The organism is Dactylosporangium sp. CA-052675, from assembly GCF_050947935.1.
Taxonomy (GTDB): Bacteria; Actinomycetota; Actinomycetes; order Mycobacteriales; family Micromonosporaceae; genus Dactylosporangium.
Genome location: NZ_CP192010.1, coordinates 8503978 through 8524524 on the forward strand (window position 1 = coordinate 8503978; position 20547 = coordinate 8524524).

Here is a 20547-nt window from a genome sequence, read left to right on the forward strand (position 1 = left end):
AGTTGTCTGCACCCGGCACGGCAGCCAGGGCCGATGTGCACGGCGGCGGGGAAGGCGAGGCTCGATGGCATGACGTACTCCAGGGCGCTCGTCCGCAGCGCGCAGCTGCTCGGGATGACCGTGCTCACGCTCGCCCAGTTCGTGCTGACGGTCCTGCCGAGCGTCGTGGTCGTGGTCGCCCCCGGGATCGCCGTGCGCCGGCTGACCAACCGCTGGCGGGCACTGTTCGGCGACTGGCTCGGCCGCGAGATCCCGGTGCCGTACCAGCCCGAGCCGGAGCCCCCGCAGCCGGACGAGGAGGGGCTGTACCGCCACGACAGCCAGCTCTACCGCTCGCCCCGCGTGCCCGCGTACCTGCGGCGGGTCGACTGGTTCGCCAAGGACCCCGCGCTCGCCCGCGACCTGACCTGGATGCTGTGGTTCCCGCTCGTGGTGGTGCTGGTGATCCCGCTGGGCCTGCCGGTCGCGCCGCGGGCCGTGGGCCTGGTCGCGCGGTGGAGCGAGGCCCGGCTGCGCCCGGCCGCCAGGCAGCGGCGCAGCGAGCCGAAGCGCTCCGACCGCGTCCTGCTGGCGTGGGCCCGCTGCGGCCTGCTCGCGCTGAGCGCCGTGGTGCAGGTCGTCCTGTTCGCGGTCACGGTGCTGTGCTTCGTGCTCGGCTTCGGGCTCGGCCTGGTGTTCCTGATCCCGCTCGGCCTGACCCACTTCCGCTGGCTGGCGAACCTGCGCCGGGAGTGGGCGGCCTGGGCCGGTGTCGCCATCGAGCCGCCCTACACCGCCCGCAAGCGCCCGCAGCTGCGCCCGGACGGCCTGTACCGGGTGGACCGCAGCCTCTACAAGACCGCGGGCATGGCCGAGTTCAACGCCCGCTGGCAGTGGATCTGGCACGACGCCGCCTCGTGGCGGGACCTGCTGTGGCTCGTCGCCGACGCGCTCGTGGTCGGGGTCGTGGCCGGCGTCCCGGTCGCGGCCGGCATCTACGGCGCCTGGTGGCTGGTCCTGCCCTGGGTGTGGACGCAGTGGTTCGGGGCGGAGTCGAGCCGGTGGTACGGCGCCCTGGACGGCAACCGCACCGCCGGCCTCCTCGCCGGCATCGCGCTCGTCGCCGTCTCCTTCGCGCTGGCCGGCACCGCGGTCGGGCTCGCCTCGCGCTGGAGCGCCGTCCTGCTGCGCCCGACCGCGAAGGAGCAGCTGCGGCGGCGGGTCGAGCGGCTCACCCAGACCCGGGCCGACGCCGTCGACGCGCAGGCCGCCGAGGTGCGCCGCATCGAGCGCGACCTGCACGACGGCGCCCAGGCGCGGCTCATCTCCGTCGGGCTCACCCTGGGCGCGATCGAGCGGCTCATGGACACCGACCCGGACGCGGCCCGCAAGCTCGTCGCCCAGGCCCGGGAGACCTCGCAGACGGCGCTGAGCGAGCTGCGCGCCCTCGTCCGCGGCATCCACCCGCCGGTGCTCTCCGAGCGCGGCCTGCCCGACGCCGTGCGCGCCCTCGCCCTGGACACCGCGGCCGACGTCACCGTCACCGGCCGCCTCGCGGGGCGCCCGGCGGCCCCGGTCGAGTCCGCGGCGTACTTCGCGGTCAGCGAGCTGCTCGCCAACGCGGTCCGCCACGGCCACGCCGCGCACGTCATGGTGCACATCGCCTTCGCCGACGGCCTGCTGCGCATCACCGTGACCGACGACGGCGACGGCGGCGCGGACCCGTCGCGCGGCACCGGGCTGCGCGGGATCGAGCGGCGGTTGGGTACCTTCGACGGGACGCTCGCCCTGCACAGCCCCGCGGGCGGGCCGACCGTCGCCTCGCTGGAGCTGCCGTGCGCGTTGTCCTCGCCGAAGACCTCTACCTCCTGAGGGACGGCCTGGTCCTGCTGCTGCGCAGCCACGGCTTCGAGATCGTGGCGGCCGTCGACACCGGCCCGGACCTGCTCGCCGCCCTGCTGGAGCACCGCCCCGACGTCGCCGTCGTCGACGTGCGGCTGCCGCCGAGCTTCACCGACGAGGGCCTGCAGGCCGCCCTGGCCGCCCGCCGCGAGGTGCCGGGCCTGCCCGTGCTGGTGCTCTCGCAGCACGTCGAGCAGCTCTATGCCCGGGAGCTGCTGGCCGACGGCACCGGCGCGGTGGGCTACCTGCTCAAGGACCGTGTGTTCAACGCGGACCAGTTCATCGACGCGGTACGGCGGGTGGCCGGCGGCGGCACCGTCATGGACCCGTCGGTGATCGCGAAGCTGGTGGCCCGGCCGACGCCGCAGACGGGCACCCTGACGCCGCGCGAGCGCGAGGTGCTGACGCTGATGGCGGAGGGGCGCTCGAACGCGGCGATCGCCAAGCAGCTGTTCCTGTCAGAGAGCGCGGTGAACAAGCACATCGCGAGCATCTTCGGCAAGCTGAACCTGCCGGTCTCCGACGATGACAACCGCCGCGTGCTGGCCGTACTCGCGCACCTGCAGGGTTCCTCGTAGTCGCGAAAAGTCCCGACGCCTGGCGGCATCAGGACTTTTCGGACATATCACGATTTATATGGCCAGGACGATCTTGCCGCGGCCGTGGCCGGTCTCGATCTCGCGGTGCGCGTCGGCGGCCTCGGCGAGCGGGTAGACGCGGCGCACGTGCCACTGGGTGCGGCCGGAGGCATACAGGTCGATCAGCTCGGCCAGGGCCTCGCTGCTGCGCCGGCCCTGGATGCGGCCCAGCCCCAGCTCCTCGATGCGGTCGTGCGCGACGAGCGTGATGATCCGCTTGCGGTCGGCGACGAGCGCCAGGGACGTCTCCAGGGCCTCTCCCCCGGCGCCGTCGACGGCCGCCGTCACGCCCTGCGGCGCGAGGGCGCGGACCCGGTCCGGCAGGCCCGGGCCGTACACCACCGCCATCGCGCCCAACGAGCGCACATAGTCCTGGTTGGCCTCGCTCGCCGTGCCGATGACCGTGGCGCCCATGATCCGGGCGAGCTGCACGCCGGCCGTGCCGGTCGCGCCCGCCGCCGCGTTGATGAGCACGGTGTCGCCGGGCCCGACCCCGATCGCCGAGAGCGCCAGGCGGGCGGTCTGCCAGCCGGCCGTGAACCCGCCCGCGACCTCCCACGGCACGCCCGCCGGCTTGGGGGTGACCTGGTCCTCGGGCACCACGATCCACTCCGCGTACGCGTTGAACACGCTGAACCCGAGCACCTCCGAGCCCACCGGCACCGCGTCGGTGCCCTGGTCGACCACGCCGGCGAACTCGTTGCCGGGGATCTGCGGGAGCGTGACGGGGGCGTAGGGCGGGACCCACCCGCGGCGCAGCCCCGCGTCGAACGGCTGGACGCCCGCGAAGCGCACGCGGACCCGGACCTCACCGGGTCCGGCCTGCGGCTCGGGCAGGTCGTGGAGGCGAAGGACGTCGGGCGGACCGGGCTCGGCGAAGGCAGCGGCTCTCATGAGCAACGACTGTGCGACCTGAAGCGCGCTTGAGGTCAATGGGGTACCGTGCTTCCGCGCCGAAGTTCTCAGGGAGTCGACGATGGTGAACGCGAAGGACTGGGTCGTTGTCGGGCTCGACAACGGCGGCACCGCGAACAACGCCACGGTGCTCGACCACGAGGGCTCGTTCCTGGTGGACGGGCTCGTCGAGGTGCCGAGCCGGGTGCTCGACGGCCCCGAGGCGGCCGTGGAGTCGCTGGCCGCGGCGTTCGACAACATCCTCGCGGTGACCAAGGTCGACCGCTCCCGCGTGGTCGCCGTCGGCCTGGACACCCCCGGCCCGGCCAGCGCCGACGGGGTCATCTCGTCCAAGGGCGCGACGAACTTCTCCCAGCCGGCCTGGTGGGGCTACGACTTCCGCGGCGCGCTCGAGCACCGGCTCGGCCTGCCCGTCGTCTACAACAACGACGGCAACGCGGCCGCCCTCTACGCGCATCACGTGTACTTCGGGTCGGCCGCCGACACCAAGTCCTCGGTCTCGGCGATCGTCGGCACCGGCCTCGGCGGCGGCGTCATCGAGCAGGGCAAGGTCATCCGGGGCGCGGCCGGCATGGCCGGGGAGCTCGGGCACGTGCACATCCCCATGCACGGGCTGCTCGAGGAGGGCCAGCCGCTGCCGTCCTGCGGGTGCGGCTTCCTCGGCGACGTGGAGAGCGTCTCGTCGCTCACCGGGATCGTGCGCAACCTGCTGCCGTACTGGCTCACCCGCTTCCCCGACCACCCGCTGCACGGCGCCGACTCCCTCAAGTCCGCCGCGAAGCAGGTCCGCTCCTACGCCGAGCAGGGCGACGCGCTGGCCCTGCGGATCTTCGAGCAGCAGGCGATGGGGCTCGGGCGGCTGTTCACGATCGCCGCGAACTTCACCGACCCCGACTGCTACTTCGTCGGCGGCGGCGTGGTGGAGGCGGCCCCCCACTTCCGGGACTGGTTCCTGGCCCGGGTGCGCGAGCACACGCTGCTGCGCGAGGAGCAGGCCGCGGTGGCCGAGTTCTCGCTGGTGCCGGAGCGCGACATGGCGGGGGCTCGGGGCGCGGCCATCGCCGCGGCGGGAACGGTCGTCGCCTGACCGGGTGCGCTTGACGTGATATGTCGGGCGCTTCGCGCCACGACATATCCGCATTTTTCGCCCGTCGCCGCTTATCCGAGCTTTGCCGGGTTTCGCCGGATCAGGCGGTCTCGACCGGGACCGGGGCCCGGGGGACGTCCTCGGCCGTCAGGTTGAGCACGCCCTTGTCGTCGCGCTGCCAGCGCCGGCCGCTCGCGTCGGTGAAACGCAGCTCCACGTGCATGTCGGCCGAGGGCGCGAGCCGGATGGTGCCGTCGTCGTTGATGCGGTCCCGGTCGACGGGCCCGTCGGTCTGCTCCTGGTCGAACCCGGCGTACACCTCGGGCTGCTCCCCCGGCGGCACGATCCGCACCCGCCGGATCGCCGTCCACGCGGCGGGCGGGTCGTGGAAGACGATCTCGACGTCGTACACCGGTGCCTGCCCGGCATTGCGCACCGCCGCGCCGACCACGCCGCGCGTGATGATCTTCTCGAACGTCTCGCGCTCGCTGACCGCCCACGCGCAGACCCGCTCGGCGTCGCGCCGGTCGTCGGCGAGGCGGTACAGCGCGGTCAGCTCGACGACGGCGGCCGCGGCCCGGCGGGCGGCCTGCAGCGCGGCCCAGCCGAGGTAGACGGCGCCCCCGGCGACGAGCACGGCGAGGATCGCGGCGACGAGTAGCCCCACGTTCGCCAACGTACCGGCTCGATGCCCCCCATCGGCCGCTTTTCGCCGATGAGCGACATATCGCCTGCCGGGGCATAAGTCCGAAAAGTCGCGGCGCGGAGCGCCCGACTTTTCGCTCCTCGCCGCGCGAAACGCCCGACTCTCCGCTCCCCGCTCAGCGGAGCACCCGACTCTCGCTCCCCGCGCCGCGGCGAGCACAACCAACTTTTCGCTCCCCGCGCCGCGGCGAGCACAATCGGAACGGTGAGCAACCTGGAAGGGCAGCCAGCCGAGGTCGAGCTGCCGGTCGACACCGATGCCGCGCCGTGCGCCGAGCTGCTCGAGGGGCGAGACGTGCCGCTCGGGCGGTACACCGTCGTGCGCCGCAGCCTGCCGAACAAGTCGCGGCGGACCGTCGGGGCGTGGTGCTTCCTGGACCACTTCGGCCCCGAGGACGTCACCGGGACGCCGGGCATGCGGGTGCCGCCGCATCCGCACATCGGGCTGCAGACCGTGAGCTGGCTGATGAGCGGCGAGGTGCGCCACCGCGACAGCCTCGGCTCCGACCAGGTCATCGTCCCGGGGCAGCTCAACATCATGACGTCCGGGCGCGGCATCGCGCACTCCGAGAACTCGCCGACCGCCCGGCCGCCGATCCTGCACGGCCTGCAGCTGTGGGTCGCGCTGCCGGAGGGCGCGCGGCACCGGGAGCCGGCCTTCCAGCACATCGCGGACCTGCCCGAGCTCGCCGACGGCGGCACCCGGATCATCGTCGCGGTCGGGGAGCTGGAGGGCGCCCGGTCGCCCGCCGAGGTGCACACCGAGCTGCTCGGGGCCGACGTGCGGCTGGCCGGGGGCGCCGAGATCGCGGTACGGGCCGACTTCGAGCACGCGGTCGTCGTCACCGAGGGGGTCGCCCGGGTCGAGGGGGTGGAGGTGGCGCCCGGCTCGCTGCTGTACCTCGGGGCCCGCCGCGACCGCCTGCGGTTCGAGGCCGGGGACGGCGCGCGGCTGTTCCTGCTCGGCGGGGTGCCGTTCGAGGAGGAGCTCGTGATGTGGTGGAACTTCGTGGGGCGCTCGCACGAGGAGATCGTCGAGGCCCGCGAGGACTGGACGCGCGGCGCGGACCGCTTCGGCGTCGTGCCCGGGGGCGAGGAACCGCTCCCCGCCCCCGGACTGCCCACGACGCGATTGATGGCGCGGCCGCGGTACCGGCGCTAAAGCAGTTTCCACAGATGGTCGGCGGTGCCGTTGTCGGCGAACTGCACCACCTGGGCGCTGTTCGCCGTCGACATGCCGGAGACGCCGAGCACCTTCAGGCTGTGCTGGACCTGTATCCGCACCCAGCCGTCGCCGTTGTCGAGGAGCCGCCACAGGTGGTCCGCGCTGCCGTTGTCCTCATACTGCTGGACCAGCGCACCGTCGGCCGTCGACATGTTCTGCACGGCCAGGAGCTTCCCGCTGTTCTGGTTCTGGATTTTGTACCACCCTGAGCCCGCGTCGATCAGACGCCAGTTGTGGTCCGCCGTCCCGTTGTCGTCGAACTGCACGACATTGGCGCTGTTCGCCGTCGACATGCCCGCGACACCCAGCATCTTGAGGCTGTTCTTGTTCTGGATGCGCTTCCAGGAAATGGGTGCCGTGGTGCCCTCGACGCGCATTTCCAGCATGCCGCCCGAGAAGCCGGCCTTGAGCTGGACGACAACGCGCAGGGCCGAGGTGGTGACCGAGTTGAAGGTGACCCGGTTGAAGGTGTTCAGCGCGGTACCGTACGCCGAGGCCCCGCTCACCGCCGTCCACTGGCCGGAGGCGTTGAGGTACTGCACCTGCCACGACTGCGGCACGCGGCACTGCCCGGCGCCGGTGTCGTCGAACCAGTACACGGAGACCGCGCCGGTGTTGATCGGCGTCGCGTAGGACAGCTGCGCCCACTCGCTCGTGCCGAGGTGGTCCCACCAGGTCAGCCGCGGGATGGACTGGTCGCCCGAGCCGCTCGGGACCTTGCCGTCGTTGATCGCCCCGACGCTGTCGCCGCCCCAGCACCACGACGCCGAGGCCGTCGCCGGGATCGACCACTCGATCGCGTCCGCGCCGTCGCTGATGCGCGGGAACGTCGTGATGCGCACGCGCTGCGCGCCCATCGGCAGCAGGGTCACGGTCTCGTTGGGGCTCGTCGAGCGGGCCGGGCTCTGCTGCAGCGTACGGATGATCCCCTCGGCGTCGGCCTGCCAGTTGGGGATCTTGCGTCCGGTGGTGGTCAGCGAGATCGGGGCGCCGTCGCGGGTGAACGGGTTCGCGGCCAGCGGGCCGGGCTTGCGGGTGACGGTGACCGCGGGGTTGTTCGGGTCCAGCAGGAGCCCGTAGTTCCAGGCGGCGTCCGCGTAGACCTCGTTGGTCGGCCACGCGTCCGTGCCGCCGATGCGCGACCAGCGCTCCGGGATCGACAGCGAGAAGGTCAGCGGGCCGTTGTCGACGCTGATCGCGTTGCCGTTCCTGGCCCAGGTCCGCACCGTCGTGCGCATCGGCAGCGTGACGGTGACCTTGTCGCCGTTGTTGAAGGCCTGGTCGAGGATGACGAACGAGCCCGACTGCAGCGCGCCGGTGACCAGGGTGCCGTTGACCCGGACCTGGGCGCCCGTGGACCAGCCCGGAATCCGCAGGTACAGCGGGAAGCTCACGGCCCCGGGCGTGCTCAGCGTGAACGTGATCGTGTCGCTGAACGGGTAGTCGGTGTCCTCGGTGATCGTGACGGTGGTGCCGCTCGCGCCGACCTTGGCGGTCACCTGCGAGGCGCCGTACATCGCGGCGCACAGGCCGTTGTCCCACGTGCCGAACCACAGCTCCTGGGCGTAGTACGGCCAGCCCATGCCGTAGTTGTGCGGGCAGCAGCGGTAGTTGTGGATGCCGAGCATGTACGCCAGCATCGGGAAGCCGTTCTGGAACTGCCCCTGCGTCAGCGTGCGGTCCGTGAGCGCGATGCTGTTCGCGCAGCTGATGTAGTGGATGCCCAACTGGGCGGGGTCGAGCGCGGCCGGCAGCGAGTTGAACGCGAGGTCCTCGCAGCGGTCCAGCCACACGGAGTCGCCGGTCATCCGGGCGAGCATCTGGTGGCTGTGCATGAACTCGACGATGCCGCAGGTCTCGAAGCCCTGGCGGGGGTCGGTGTAGCCGGTGCGGCAGTTCTCGTCGCCGGCGAAGCCGCCGCCGGGGAAGTTGCCGTAGAGCCCCATCACCGTGTTGTAGTCGTTGTACGTGGCCTGCTGGAACTTCGGGTCGGTGTCGAGCAGCCCGTACTGCGCCGGCTCCCGGAAGCCCTGGGCCAGGTTGACGTTGTGCCAGTTCGGGATGCCGTTGGTGTAGTCGGCCGAGCCCGCGTGGATCTTGCGCACGAGGTCGAGCAGCCAGCTCTCGCCGATGCGGTTGTAGAGCCAGTAGATGCTGTCGATGTTGTCGCCCCAGCGCAGGGCGGCCCAGCTGCGGTTGAACACGGCGGCCGGCTGGGCGTTCTGGAACTGGAAGTACTTGCGCATGAACGGCACCACGCGGGTGTCGCCGCTGTACTCCGCGAACGAGCGCAGCGCGTCCAGCAGCGGCATGTGCGGCCAGAAGTCCGGGCCGCCCTCGAGGCTCGTGCGCAGGCTGTTGGGTCCGAAGAAGCCGTCGGAGGCCTGGTTGGCGATGATGCCGTCGATCCACTGGCGGGCGAGGGTCAGGATGCGTGTGTTGCCGGTGACGTACCCCAGGTCGCCGAAGCCGCGCAGCCAGTACGGCAGTTCCTCCCAGGCGCCCTTGGTCTTGTCGACCCAGCCGCAGTTGGCGTACACCAGGTAGTCGGAGACCTCGGTCATCCGCCCGCACAGGCCGTCGGCCTCGATGTTGAGCTGGTTGCGAATCCACCCGCGCGGCTGCACGGCCCCCGGCGGCAGCTTCAGGAACGGGGTGGCCTTGAGCGGGGCGAGGTTCGGCGAGTACTGCCCGGTGCGCGCCCCGGCCGTGACGGTCTTGCTGGTGCGCACGGCGGCGTTCGCGACCCCGGCGACGGCGGTGCCGAGCGCGATCGCGCCGCCGGTGACGACGGCCCCTCGCGCGACGAAGGTCCTACGGTCCACGATCGGACTCCTTTGCTCCTGGCGGGGAACATCGATGCCCGATTATGCAGAGAAACGGTCGTTCGTGAAAGAACTCGTTCGCTTTTGTTTACTTTCCCAGTGACGGTTGTGCACTCTCCGGCGGCGCCTGGTCACGCTCCCCGCCCTCACCGGCTTGGGGCCCGTGATCGCTCTCTCCCGGGCCGGTGCGCTCGCCGGCTTCCGGCCCGTGATCGCCCTGTCCGGCGTCGGCGTGCTCGCCGGCCTCCGGCCCGTGATCGCCCTGTCCGGCGTCGGCGTGCTCGCCGACCTCCGGTCCGTGATCGCCCTGTCCGGCGTCGGCGTGCTCGCCGGCCGCCTGGTACCACCGCAGTCCACCGGCGACCGCGAGCCCCGCGCCCACCGCCAGCGCCACGACGACACCCCATCTTCCCCACGACGGCCCGGCGAGCGTCCCGTACCGGAACACCGCCGAGTCGCCCACGCCCACCATGACGGCAAGACACGCCCCGGCGATCGCCACCACGATGTCCACACGTTTGAACAGCGACAGCCCCCCGGCCGCCACCACGCCGACGGCCGCCACGAGCGGCCACAGCCGGGCCAGCACCTGCACCCCGACCCCATCGGCCGGCGAGGCGGCGAGCACGGCGGACTGCACGATCCAGACGGAGGCGACGCCCCCGCCCCCGACAGCGACGACGGCCAGGACGGTCCGCAGCCGCCACAACAGCCCGACGACCACGGCCCCGAGCACACCCCCGGCCCACCACCACCCGGTCCGCGGCGCCGGAACCGCCGCGACGGTACCGCGCACGATCCCCGGCTCCCGCCCGTCGACCAGCAGCGGCACACTCCACGCGCGGGCCGGCAACTCCCGCGCCCGCTCGTCATGCCACCGAACCCGCGGCTGATGCGCCACGAGATGCCACTCGGGCGCGGCGGCCGCGTTCCCCCCGCCCGCGCTCCCACCGATCGACCGGCTGGCGAACCAGGTGGGCGACTGCCGGTTCTCCTCCACGCCGCGATCACTGACGCGCAGGAACGGCTCGCCTTGCAGCCCGAGCACGACGACTTCCCGTCCCGACCGGTTCACGAGTTCGAGCCGGGCCCCACCTTCAACCGCGCGAACCTCAACGCCGGCAACGGAGACGGACGCGACCCGCACGACGTAGTCGACGGCGACGGGCGCATCGGCCCCGTGCGCGGCGGCCGGCCCGCTGTAGAGCAGAACGCCGACGACCCCGGCACAGACCGCGGCAACGAACCGCCAGACAACGGCGCCGAGGCGCAACTCGCCACAGACGGCCGCCACGCCCCGCCTCATCAGCCGCACCTCTTTCCCACAGTCTTCTTTCCCGCAGTCCGCGCCCTCACGCCGAACGCCGCCACAGTCCCCAGCGAGTCCGCCGGCCCACCCTCATCGGCAGCAGCACCCAGCGCATGCCCCAGACCCTCCACCGAGCCGAAAGTTTCCCGACGGCCACCCCTAGGCACCCGCCAGCTGGACGGCAGCGCAAGGCGCGCGCACCTCGGATCGAGGCGCACACAGGTCGCCCCGGCGGACGTCGGCCATCCGGCTCGGCGCAGGCAACTCGATTGGCAACGCGGCCATCTCACTTCGCCGCGCACGCAGCCAGTCTCGGCGGCCGTCAGCCATCCAGCTCAGCGCGGGCACTGCCGATCCCGGCGCACGCAGATCGCCTCGGCGGCCGTCAGTCGCCTTGCTCCGCGCGGGCGCCTCAGTTCGCGGCGCACGCAGGCAGCCTCGGCGGCCGTCAGCCATCCAGCTCAGCGCAGGCGCCTCGGATCGCGACGCACGCCGATCGCCTCGGCGGCCGTCAGTCGCCTTGCTCCGCGCGGGCGCCTCAGTTCGCGGCGCACGCAGGCAGTCTCGGCGGCCGTCAGCCATCCAGCTCAGCGCAGGCGCCTCGGATCGCGACGCACGCCGATCGCCTCGGCGGCCGTCAGTCGCCTTGCTCCGCGCGGGCGCCTCAGTTCGCGGCGCGCGCAGGCAGCCTCGGCGGCCGTCAGCCATCCGGCTCAGCGCGGGCGCCTCGGATCGCGGCGCGCGCGGGTGGTCTCGGTGGGCGCCGGTCATCCGGCTCGGGCGGCCGCGATGGCGGTGACCAGGTCGGCGCGAGCCCGGGCGACCCGAGAGCGGATGGTCCCGACCGGGACGTCCTCGATCTCGGCGGCCTCCACGTATGACAAGCCGAGCACCTGCGTCAGCACGAACGCGACCCGGCGCTCCGCGGGCAGGGCCGCGACCAGCGCGTTCGTGGCGTGCAGGCCCGCGTGGTCGGTCTCGGCCAGCGGCGCCGGCTCGGCCACGACCCGGGCCTCCAGGCGCCGCGCGCGCACGGCCGCACGCACCTGGTCGGCGCACGCCCGCCGGGCGATGGAGAGCACCCACGTGCGCGCCGAGGAGCGGCCCGCGAACTCGGGCAGCGCCCGGAAGGCCCGCAGGTAGGTGTCCTGGGTCACGTCGTCAGCCTGCGCCACGCCGACCAGCGCCGCGACGAACCGCCAGACCTCCGCCTGCGTGGCGCGCACGAAGACGGACGCGGCCCGCTCGTCGCCCGATCGCGCGGCCAGGAGCGCCTGGGTCGCCGGGTCCACCTCGCCGTTGGCCTCAGCAGTCACTCAGCGAGCCTAGCGCCCCACCCTGACAGTCCCCCTTCCGCCTCACCAGGGTGTAGCCGAGCCCACCGAGCCGAGATCGAACACCGGCCGGCGACAACACCACGGTTACTCGGGTGGGCCCCGCCCCGGGAGATCAACGCCGGTCCGGGAACGGATCGCTGATAGAGAAGCAGACCAGGGCCACGGTCTGGATCGACCGGTCCGAGGGCCGTCCGGGCGAGGTAAAGAGGTCGACGAAGACCACGGAGCCGGGGCAGCGGGTTGAGCCTGGCCGACGTCGGGCGCCGGGGTCGCGGGCAACTGGGTGTCGAGCGCATCAGGCGCAGCCGCCGCAGCCACAGGCGCAGCCGCCGCCGCGGGCGCGGGCGCAGGCGGCGCAGGCGGCGCGGGCGCGGGCGCAGGCGGCGCGGGCGCAGGCGGCGCAGGCGGCGCGGGCGCAGGCGGCGCAGGCGGCGCGGACGCGGGCGCAGGCGGCGCGGACGGCGCGGGCGGCGCGGGCGCAGGCGGCGCGGGCGCAGGCGGCGCGGGCGCAGGCGGCGCGGACGGCGCGGACGGCGCGGGCGCAGGCGGCGCGGACGGCGCGGACGGCGCGGGCGCAGGCGGCGCGGACGGCGCGGGCGCAGGCGCGGGCGCGGGCGCGGGCGCGGGCGCGGGCGAACTGAGTGTCGGACGCGGTGGAGGCGGGGCTGGGGCGCGTGGTCGGCGGGCGGCCCGGGCGTCCCGTTCGGCCCAGTGCGCCCCCAGCTCGGCGGTGCGCGCCTCACGGTCCATCCGAGCCAGGCGCTCGGCGTGCCGCTCCTCGAGCCCCCGTCGCCTCGCCTCGGCGAAGGAGGTCCGGATCGCGGCGCGACGGGCGCGGCGGAGCCGGTGCTCGGCCAGCATCGTCTCCAGCCGGTCGCGCCATTCCGACGGATCCTCTGCGGTCAGCACCTGCCCCATGCCGACAACTTAGAACAGGGGTACGACAAAATCCGGGCCGTGGACGCGCGCCGCGATGAAAGGCAGGGAGGCGAACAGCAGCGCGGCCAAGCGAGCCGAGCCAGGGCACGCAGGAAACCGTTCCCACTGCGCCAGCCACGACCAGCGCGGTCAAGCAAACCGATCCAAGGCGCACACAAAAACCGTCGCGGGCAAGCGAGCCGAGCCAAGGCGCGCACGAAGAGCAACGCGGGCGAGCGAGCCGAGCCAAGGCGTGCACGAAGACCGGCGCGGGCAAGCGAGCCGAAAGAGCCGAGAGCAGGCGCGCGGCCTCAGGGCCTCAGGGGCGCTTCCGGCGCCGCACGAAGAGCGTCGTCGCCGCGCCGGCCGCGGCTAAGCCGGCCAGCGTGAACCAGAGCGGCGCGAGGCTCCCCCCGCCGCCCGGCGACGGAGCCGCGGCCGTGGACGAGCTCGTCGCCGGGACCAGGCACGCGACCTCCGTGGGCGTGGCCGAGGCCGCCGCGGTGGCGACGGGGATGACCGCCTGGCAGTGGCCGTTCACGGGAGGGCCGAGGTCGATCGACACGCGCCAGGAGCCGGGGGTCAGCGTGCCGCCGTACGTCTGGGTGCCGCGCTCGTCGCCGGTCTGCCGCAGTACCGACGGCGCCACCGAGGCCGAAGCGCCGTCCGTGGCCGTCAGCGTCACGGTCGTGGGCTCGTTGATCGGGTGGCCGTCCTGCCACTGGGCGGTGATCCACACGGAGCCGAGGCCGTCGGAGTGGATCGTCACCGAGGCGCCGCCGTGGGCCTGGGCCGGCGTCGCCACCAGCAGCAGGAGCACGACGGCGGCGAGGAACGTCCCGATGCGCGCCGCCACCCGACGAACCCTACGGCACCCGCCCGAGGCCCGCCCGAGGCCGGGGGCCGGGGGGCCGGGGCCGGGGGCCGGGGGCCGGGGGCCGGGGGCCGGGGGGGGGCGCTACGGCATCGCGGGGATCGTTTCGGGACGGTCGTCGCGGACGTACACGATCATGTCTCCGGTCTGGATCGCCGTGCCCTCGGGATCGGCCAGCGACAGCACCTTGCCCCGGCGGAACAGCGCGATCACCAGCTCCGTCAGCTCGCGGGGCGAGGAGCCGACCTCGTCGCGCCGGGCCGAGCGCATCGCGAGGGCCATCCCCTGCCCGGGCGTGAGCAGGTCCTCGACGACCTCGATGAGCGGCGGCGCGGTCGTGGACAGGCCGAGCAGCCGGCCGGCGGTCGCGGAGGAGACGATGACGTGGTGGGCGCCGGACTGGCGCAGCAGTGGGGCGTTCTCGGCCTCGCGGGCCGCGGCGATGATCGACACCTTGCCCGCGGTGAGCTGGCGGACGGTGAGCGTGACCAGCACCGACGCGTCGTCGCTGTCGGTCGCGATGATGACCGCCTTGGCCTCCTGCACGCGCGCCTCGACGAGGATGCCGGAGCGGGTGGCCGAGCCCTCGATCGCGACGAGCCCGTCGGCCGTGGCCTGCCGCAGCGCGCCGCGGTCGCTCTCGACGACCACCACGCTGGTCTTGTCGAAGCCGTTCTCCAGCAGGGTGCTGACGGCGGCCCGGCCCTTGGTGCCGTAGCCGCACACGATGACGTGGTTCTTCACGCGCTTCCTCCACCGCTGCAACCTGAGGTTGGTGCGGTACTGGTCGGTCAGGACTTCGAGGGTGGTGCCGACCAGAATGATCAGGAACAGCACGCGGGCCGGCGTGATGACGAGGATGTTGACGAGCCGGGCGGACTCGGACACCGGCGTGATGTCGCCGTAGCCGGTCGTCGACAGCGTCACGACGGCGTAGTAGAAGCAGTCCAGCAGCGACAGGCCGTCGTCGTTGACGTCTCGGTAGCCGCTGCGGTCGATGAAGATGACCAGGACGATCGCGCAGACCAGGCCGACGGCGAGGCCGAGACGGGCACTGATCGCTCGCAACGGGCCGCGACGTACGGCTGGAAGGTGGATCACGAAATCCACCATAAGGGTCGGGTGTGACAGTTCCGCTCGTGGGTATTGAGGCCCGCTCCGGCGACGGGAGGCGCGATCATGGGCGAGCACGGTCCACGGGTGGGTGTTCTGGGCTCCTACGGCGGGTACAACCTCGGCGACGAGGCGATCCTGGCCAGTCTGCTGTCCGACCTGCGGGCCCGGCGCCCGGACGCGAAGGTCCTCGTGTTCTCGCGGGACCCGGACCACACCGCCGCCGAGCACCCGGGCATCGCCGTCGCACCGTGGGAGGGCGTCGGGCGGGACCGGACCGCCGAGGTCCTGGCCCGCCTCGATCTGCTCGTCCTGGGCGGGGGCGGCATTTTGTACGACACCGAGGCCCGCCGCTACCTGCGCGTCGTGCGCACCGCCCAGGAGCGGCAGGTGCCCGTGTTCACCTACGCCATCGGCGCCGGACCGCTCACCGAGGACCTCGACTGCACGATGGCGCGCGAGGTGCTCGGCGCGGCGGCGGAGCTCACGGTGCGTGACGAGGAGTCGAAGGTCGCGCTGGAGGAGGCGGGCGTGACCGCGCCGGTCACCGTGACCGCGGACCCGGCCCTGCTGCTGCAGCCGGAGGAGTTCGACGCCGGCACGCTGCACGGCACGCTCCCGCCGGGGCGGCGCGTGGTCGGCATGAGCGTCCGCGAGCCGGGCCGGGCGGCGCAGCACCTCGACGCGGACGAGTACCACCAGCTCCTCGCCCACGTCGGGGACTTCATCGTGCACCGGCTCGACGCGGCACTGCTCTTCGTGCCCATGGAGCGCTCGGACATCCGGCACTCTCACGCCGTACTGTCGCGAATGACCGCCGCCGAGCACTGCCGCGTGCTCAACGGGCAATACCGGCCCGGCCAGATCCTCGACCTGATGCGTCACCTGGATCTCGCGGTCGGCATGCGACTGCACTTCCTCATCTTCGCGGCGCTGGCCGGTGTGCCGTTGCTGGCCCTGCCGTACGCCGGCAAGGTCTTCGACTTCGCGCAGCGCATCGGCGCGCCCGTTCCCCGCGGGGTCGTGCGGGAGGCGGCCGGGCCGCTCATCGCCCAGGTCGACCGGCTGTGGGACGAGCGGCCGCAGCGGCAGGAGGAGGTCTCGGCGCGGGTCGCCGGGCTGCGCCAGCGCGCGACGGAGACCGGCCGGCGGCTGGGTGCGCAGCTGGACCGCCTGGTACCCGTCGCCGGGAGGGAGGCGGTGAGCGCATGACCGCGCTCGAACGGCCGCGCGGGCTGCCCAAGGTGCAGCTCCCGCCGCGCTCGGCGACGCACGGCGGCCGCACGGAGGTGCTGGTCGTGGGCGGCGGGCCGGCCGGGATCGGGGCGGCGACGGGCGCGGCCGCGGCCGGGGCCGACGTCGTGCTCGTGGAGCGCTACGGGTTCCTCGGCGGCAACGCGACGGCCGCGCTCGTCATGCCCCTCATGAGCTTCCACAACGAGATGAAGCAGGCCGTGGGCGGCGACGACAACCGGCTGCTGCCGACCGACCACGGCGAGGGCGAGCCGGTCGTGGCGGGGGTCCTGTGGACGCTGCTCGATCGCCTGGTCCGGGCCCGGGGCGCCATCGCGCCGGACCCGAGCACCGGCTACACCGTGCCCTTCGATCCGGAAATGTTCAAGCTCGTCACCTACGACATGCTGACCGGCTGCGGTGTCCGGCTCCTGCTGCACTCCTTCGCCTCGGACATGATGGCGCTGCCCGACGGCGGTTCCCGGGTCGTGTTCGAGACGAAGTCGGGCCCGGTCGTGCTCGACGCCGATGTGGTCGTCGACTGTACGGGCGACGGCGACCTCGCCGCGGCGTCCGGCGCGCCCTACGAGATCGGCCGCCCCGACGACGGCCTGACCCAGCCGATGACGCTGATGTTCCGCGTCGGCAACTTCGACCGCGCGGCGTTCCTCGGCTACGTCCACGAGCATCCCGACCAGTGGCGGGGCGTCCACGGGCTCTGGGACCTGATCCGCCAGGCGCGCGATGCGGGCGAGCTCGACCTGCACCGCGAGGACGTGCTGTTCTTCGCCACCCCGCACCCCGACGAGGTGTCCGTCAACTCGACGCGGATCGGCGGCCTGGGCATCAGCGTGTGGGACCTGACCCGCGCCGAGCTCGACACGCACCGGCAGCTGGCCCAGATCGCGCGGTTCCTGCGCGAGCGGGTGCCGGGGTTCGCGGAGTCGTACGTCCTGCAGAGCGGCGTGCACGTCGGCGTTCGCGAGACGCGCCGGGTGCTCGGCGACTACCAGCTCACCGGCGAGGACGTGCTGAGCGCGCGCTCGTTCGACGACGTGATCGCGCGCGGCGCCTACCCGGTGGACATCCACAACCCGAACGGGCCCGGCACCATCCTGCGTCGCGTGCCGCAGGGGCGCTCGTACGACATCCCGCTGCGCTCCCTGCTCCCCCGCGACACCGACGGCCTGCTCGTGGCGGGCCGCTGCATCTCGGGCGACCACGTGGCGCACAGCTCGTACCGCATCATGCCGATCTCGATGGCGACCGGGCAGGCCGCCGGGGTGTGCGCGGCGCTGGCGGCCCACATCGGCAAGCCCCCGCGCGAGATCCCGGCCGCCCAGGTCCAGCGCGTCCTGCGAGCCCAGGGCGCGAGCCTTCCCGCCTGACCGGTTCGTGGTGCAGGCTGTTGCTCGTGCTGGTACATCCTTGGGACGCCCCGATCGACGGGTCCGAGTGGCGGCAGTGGCTGGGCGGGCACGACTTCGGGCAGCTCATCGCGCCCGGGCGGGGCCGCGACCTGCCGGTGGTGGTGCCGACGCACTTCTCCTTCGACGGTGGCGAGCGCGTGTGGCTGCACCTCGCACGGCCCAACCCGGTGTGGTCGGCGCTGCGGGAGCATCCGCGGGCGCTGCTGGCGGTGCTCGGCGAATACGTGTACGTGCCGTCGGACTGGAACGCCAAGCCGGGCACCGATCCGCGGGACGGGGTGCCGACGTCGTACTACGCGGCCGTGCAGCTCTCGTGCGACGTGCGCGTCATCGACGATCCCGCCGAGAAGGCGGCCCTGCTGCGCCGCCAGCTCGCGCAGTTCCAGCCCGCGACCGAGCGCGCGCCGGTGCTGCCGTCGGACCGCAACCTGCCCGGCATCCGGGGCATCGAGCTGACGATCACGGCGGTGGCCGGCAAGTTCAAGTACGGCGGCAACCGCACGCCCGAGCACCGCCACGAACTCGCCGCGCACCTGGCCGCGCGCAACGGGCCGATGGACGCCGGGGCCCGCGACCACCTGCTGCGCCGGACGACGACCTGACCGGACCGCCCGTTTCCGGCACCCCGGGCGGGGGTGTCGGCCGAAACGAGGCTGTGCGCGAGCGCGCGATGCGTCAGGATCGATGGATGGCGTCCACGGTTTCCGAACGTACCGCTGTGCGCCGGCCGGTTTCGACCGATCGGCGGGATCTCATCGTCGCGCTCGCCTCGGTCTGGCTGGCCGGCGGGTTGTTCATGGACGGGTGGGCGCACTCCCACGTGCCGTCGCTCGAGACGTTCTTCACGCCGTGGCACGGGGTGCTCTACAGCGGCTATGCGGCGCTCGCGATCAGTCTGGTGCCCGCCCGGCTGTGGCGCGGGCGCCCGGAGGGGGCGGCGCGGAGCTGGGTGCCGGCCGGATACGGGCTCGGGCTGCTCGGGGCGATCCTCTTCGCCGCCGGCGGGGCCTTCGACATGATCTGGCACATCACCTTCGGGATCGAGGTCAATCTTGAGGCGCTGCTCAGCCCGCCGCACCTGCTGCTGCTCACCGCGGGGTCGCTGATGATCGCGACGCCCGTGCGCGCCGCGGCCGCCAAGCGTGACCGGCGCGACGGCCCGGCGAGCCCGGTGGGCGCGGCCGAGGTGCCGGTGCTCATCAGCGCCACGAGCGCGACCGCGGTCGCGGCGTTCTTCCTCGACTATCTCTCGCCGTTCACCGACGCCCCGGCGGCCAGCAGCGGATACGGCAACGGGCAGGCGTTCGGGATGGCGCAGTACCTGACGTACTCGGTGCTGGTCGTCGCCGCGGTGCTGTTCGTCTGGAGCCGGCTCGGTCGGGTGCCGTTCGGGCTCGTCACGCTCGTGGTCGCGGCCGCCTCGGTGCCCAACGGGGTGTTCTCCGACTTCGAGAACCTCTCCGCGCAGCTCTGGCCGCTGCTCGGGGCCGTCCTGGCCGATCTCGTGGTGCAGGGGGTCCAAGGGGGCGTAGCCCGGCGGGCCGGGACGGTGCCGCTCGCGATCGGGGTGGTCGTGCCGCTGCTCATCTGGCCCACGCACCTCGTCGGGGTGCGGCTCTCGCTCGGGGTCGCGTGGTCGCTGGAGCTGTGGAGCGGCGTCGTGGTGCTGACGATGCTCGCGGGGGCGGTGCTCGGCGGGCTGTTCCTGCCCTTCGCCGCCCGCGATCCGGAAACCGGCCCCTGACGCCGGCGCCGGGTGATCCGGCGGGGTGGGCGCCGGGGTGCGCGAACAGTAAAGTCGCTCGGGTGCGGGACCTGTTGCCGGAGTGGGTGGCCGTCGAGGTCGCGGGGGAAGCCGACTACACGGCGGAGCTGCTGCCCGAGGAGGCCGCCGGGCTGAGCGCCCGGGCCGTCGAGAGCCGGCGGCGGGAGTTCACCGCCGGGCGCAGCTGCGCGCGGCGGGCGCTGGCGCGGCTCGGGGTGCACGCCAAGCCGCTCGTGCCGTCCGAGAGCCGGGCGCCGATCTGGCCCGACGGGACGACCGGGAGCATCACGCACACCGCCGGCTACTGCGCCGCGGCCGTCGCCCGGCGCGACGACGTCCGGGCCGTCGGGATCGATGCCGAGCGGCGCACGATCCTGCCGCAGAACATCCGGTCCGCCATCTGCCGGCCCGAGGAGCTGGCCTGGTGTGCGGCTCGCGGCGACGAGGACTGGTGGCCGGCGGTGCACTTCTCGGCCAAGGAGGTCGTCTACAAGCTGTGGTCGCCGATCGTCGGGACCTGGCTGGACTTCCTCGACGCGCGGCTGACGATCGACGTGGGGACCGGCTCGTTCGAGGCGCAGATCCTCCCGGAGCGGCTGCGCAAGTCGCCCGGCGCGCCCGCCGTGTTCCGCGGCCGGTTCCACGCCGCGCCCGACCTGGTGCGCAGCGCCGGGATCGTGACCGCGTGAGCACCCTGGAGCGGGCGATCACCGAGGAGGGGCTGCGGCCGCTGCCGGAGGCGGCCGCCGCGCTGCTACGGCAGGTCGGCGCGCCGGCCCGGCTCGGTGCCCATCTGCGGGCCGTGCACGACGTCGCCGTAGAGATCGTCGACTGGGCCGGCGGCGAGGTGGAGGTGGACCGGGCGGCGGTCCTCTTCGGCGCGGCCACCCACGACATCGGCAAGGCCCGTTTCCCCGAGGAGCTGTCCGGGCCCGGTGCACAGCACGAGCCGGCCGGGCAGCAGCTGCTCGTCGCGCTCGGCGTCGAGCCGCGCCTGGCCCGGTTTGCCGCGCTGCACGGGAATTGGCGGCGCGACGCGGCCACGCTCGAGGAGCTGCTCGTCACGCTCGCCGACAAGGTCTGGAAGGGGCGGCGCGAGGCCGGGCTCGAGGAGCAGGTCGCGCAGGTCGTCGCCGAGGCCAGGGGCGAGCCGGTCTGGGCCGTGTTCATGCGCGTCGACGACGCGCTCACCCGCATCGCGGACGGCGCCGACGCCCGCCTGGCCTTCCAGTCGAGATTCCCCACGGCCTAGAACGCCTGTTCTAACCATGCCGCCACCGTACCGCAGGGAT

Annotated in this window: 17 protein-coding genes; 10 read left to right on the plus strand and 7 right to left on the minus strand. The window is 73.4% G+C overall.

Features of this window, described 5'->3' with window-relative positions:
• Nucleotides 1–69: 69 nt before the first annotated feature.
• Entirely contained in the window at nucleotides 70–1851 is a 1782-nt protein-coding gene (locus ACQP1P_RS37785; protein ID WP_433078598.1) for a sensor histidine kinase, read from the plus strand.
• Complete coding sequence (locus ACQP1P_RS37790; RefSeq protein ID WP_433078600.1) at nucleotides 1815–2459, plus strand: LuxR C-terminal-related transcriptional regulator; 645 nt, start codon at nucleotides 1815–1817, stop codon at nucleotides 2457–2459. The genes ACQP1P_RS37785 and ACQP1P_RS37790 overlap by 37 nt, the downstream gene beginning before the upstream one ends.
• A 54-nt stretch (nucleotides 2460–2513) precedes the next feature.
• Here ACQP1P_RS37790 and ACQP1P_RS37795 read toward each other — a convergent pair whose 3' ends face one another.
• On the minus strand, nucleotides 2514–3413 hold the full coding sequence (locus tag ACQP1P_RS37795) for an NADP-dependent oxidoreductase (protein ID WP_433078602.1): 900 nt from the start codon (nucleotides 3411–3413) through the stop codon (nucleotides 2514–2516).
• A gap of 82 nt (nucleotides 3414–3495) precedes the next feature.
• Here ACQP1P_RS37795 and ACQP1P_RS37800 point away from each other — a divergent pair, with 82 nt between their 5' ends.
• A complete protein-coding gene (locus ACQP1P_RS37800) occupies nucleotides 3496–4521 on the plus strand; it encodes an ROK family protein (protein WP_433078604.1) in 1026 nt (341 codons plus the stop codon).
• A gap of 100 nt (nucleotides 4522–4621) precedes the next feature.
• Here ACQP1P_RS37800 and ACQP1P_RS37805 read toward each other — a convergent pair whose 3' ends face one another.
• The gene (locus ACQP1P_RS37805) at nucleotides 4622–5188 is read right to left on the minus strand and encodes a hypothetical protein (RefSeq protein ID WP_433078606.1); all 567 of its coding nucleotides are present in this window, start codon (nucleotides 5186–5188) and stop codon (nucleotides 4622–4624) included.
• A gap of 243 nt (nucleotides 5189–5431) precedes the next feature.
• On the opposite strand from ACQP1P_RS37805, the gene ACQP1P_RS37810 reads away from it, so the two are divergent.
• Entirely contained in the window at nucleotides 5432–6388 is a 957-nt protein-coding gene (locus ACQP1P_RS37810) for a pirin family protein (protein ID WP_433078608.1), read from the plus strand.
• On the opposite strand, the gene ACQP1P_RS37815 is transcribed toward ACQP1P_RS37810, so the two are convergent.
• The 5 genes from ACQP1P_RS37815 to ACQP1P_RS37835 form a co-directional block, all read right to left on the minus strand.
• Nucleotides 6385–9276, minus strand: coding sequence for an RICIN domain-containing protein (locus ACQP1P_RS37815; protein WP_433078610.1), 2892 nt, complete (start codon nucleotides 9274–9276; stop codon nucleotides 6385–6387). The two genes, ACQP1P_RS37810 and ACQP1P_RS37815, sit on opposite strands and share 4 nt — an antisense overlap.
• A gap of 88 nt (nucleotides 9277–9364) precedes the next feature.
• Nucleotides 9365–10582, minus strand: a complete 1218-nt coding sequence (locus tag ACQP1P_RS37820) for a hypothetical protein (RefSeq protein ID WP_433078611.1) — start codon at nucleotides 10580–10582, stop codon at nucleotides 9365–9367.
• 770 nt (nucleotides 10583–11352) lie between these two features.
• Nucleotides 11353–11901, minus strand: coding sequence for a sigma-70 family RNA polymerase sigma factor (locus ACQP1P_RS37825; RefSeq protein ID WP_433078613.1), 549 nt, complete (start codon nucleotides 11899–11901; stop codon nucleotides 11353–11355).
• A gap of 1258 nt (nucleotides 11902–13159) precedes the next feature.
• Nucleotides 13160–13696, minus strand: a complete 537-nt coding sequence (locus ACQP1P_RS37830; RefSeq protein ID WP_433078615.1) for an LPXTG cell wall anchor domain-containing protein — start codon at nucleotides 13694–13696, stop codon at nucleotides 13160–13162.
• 102 nt (nucleotides 13697–13798) lie between these two features.
• Nucleotides 13799–14815, minus strand: a complete 1017-nt coding sequence (locus ACQP1P_RS37835) for a potassium channel family protein (RefSeq protein ID WP_433078617.1) — start codon at nucleotides 14813–14815, stop codon at nucleotides 13799–13801.
• Nucleotides 14816–14893: 78 nt separating this feature from the next.
• Here ACQP1P_RS37835 and ACQP1P_RS37840 point away from each other — a divergent pair, with 78 nt between their 5' ends.
• The 6 genes from ACQP1P_RS37840 to ACQP1P_RS37865 all read left to right on the plus strand — a co-directional run bounded on the left by ACQP1P_RS37840 (nucleotide 14894) and on the right by ACQP1P_RS37865 (nucleotide 20507).
• Nucleotides 14894–16039, plus strand: a complete 1146-nt coding sequence (locus ACQP1P_RS37840) for a polysaccharide pyruvyl transferase family protein (protein WP_433078619.1) — start codon at nucleotides 14894–14896, stop codon at nucleotides 16037–16039.
• On the plus strand, nucleotides 16036–17448 hold the full coding sequence (locus tag ACQP1P_RS37845; protein ID WP_433078620.1) for an FAD-dependent oxidoreductase: 1413 nt from the start codon (nucleotides 16036–16038) through the stop codon (nucleotides 17446–17448). Before ACQP1P_RS37840 ends, ACQP1P_RS37845 begins: the two co-directional genes overlap by 4 nt.
• A gap of 26 nt (nucleotides 17449–17474) precedes the next feature.
• A complete protein-coding gene (locus ACQP1P_RS37850) occupies nucleotides 17475–18092 on the plus strand; it encodes an FMN-binding negative transcriptional regulator (protein ID WP_433078622.1) in 618 nt (205 codons plus the stop codon).
• A gap of 116 nt (nucleotides 18093–18208) precedes the next feature.
• Nucleotides 18209–19234, plus strand: a complete 1026-nt coding sequence (locus tag ACQP1P_RS37855) for a hypothetical protein (protein WP_433078624.1) — start codon at nucleotides 18209–18211, stop codon at nucleotides 19232–19234.
• Between the two features lie 62 nt (nucleotides 19235–19296).
• Complete coding sequence (locus ACQP1P_RS37860; protein WP_433078626.1) at nucleotides 19297–19944, plus strand: 4'-phosphopantetheinyl transferase family protein; 648 nt, start codon at nucleotides 19297–19299, stop codon at nucleotides 19942–19944.
• The gene (locus tag ACQP1P_RS37865) at nucleotides 19941–20507 is read left to right on the plus strand and encodes an HD domain-containing protein (RefSeq protein ID WP_433078628.1); all 567 of its coding nucleotides are present in this window, start codon (nucleotides 19941–19943) and stop codon (nucleotides 20505–20507) included. Before ACQP1P_RS37860 ends, ACQP1P_RS37865 begins: the two co-directional genes overlap by 4 nt.
• Nucleotides 20508–20547 lie beyond the last annotated feature (40 nt).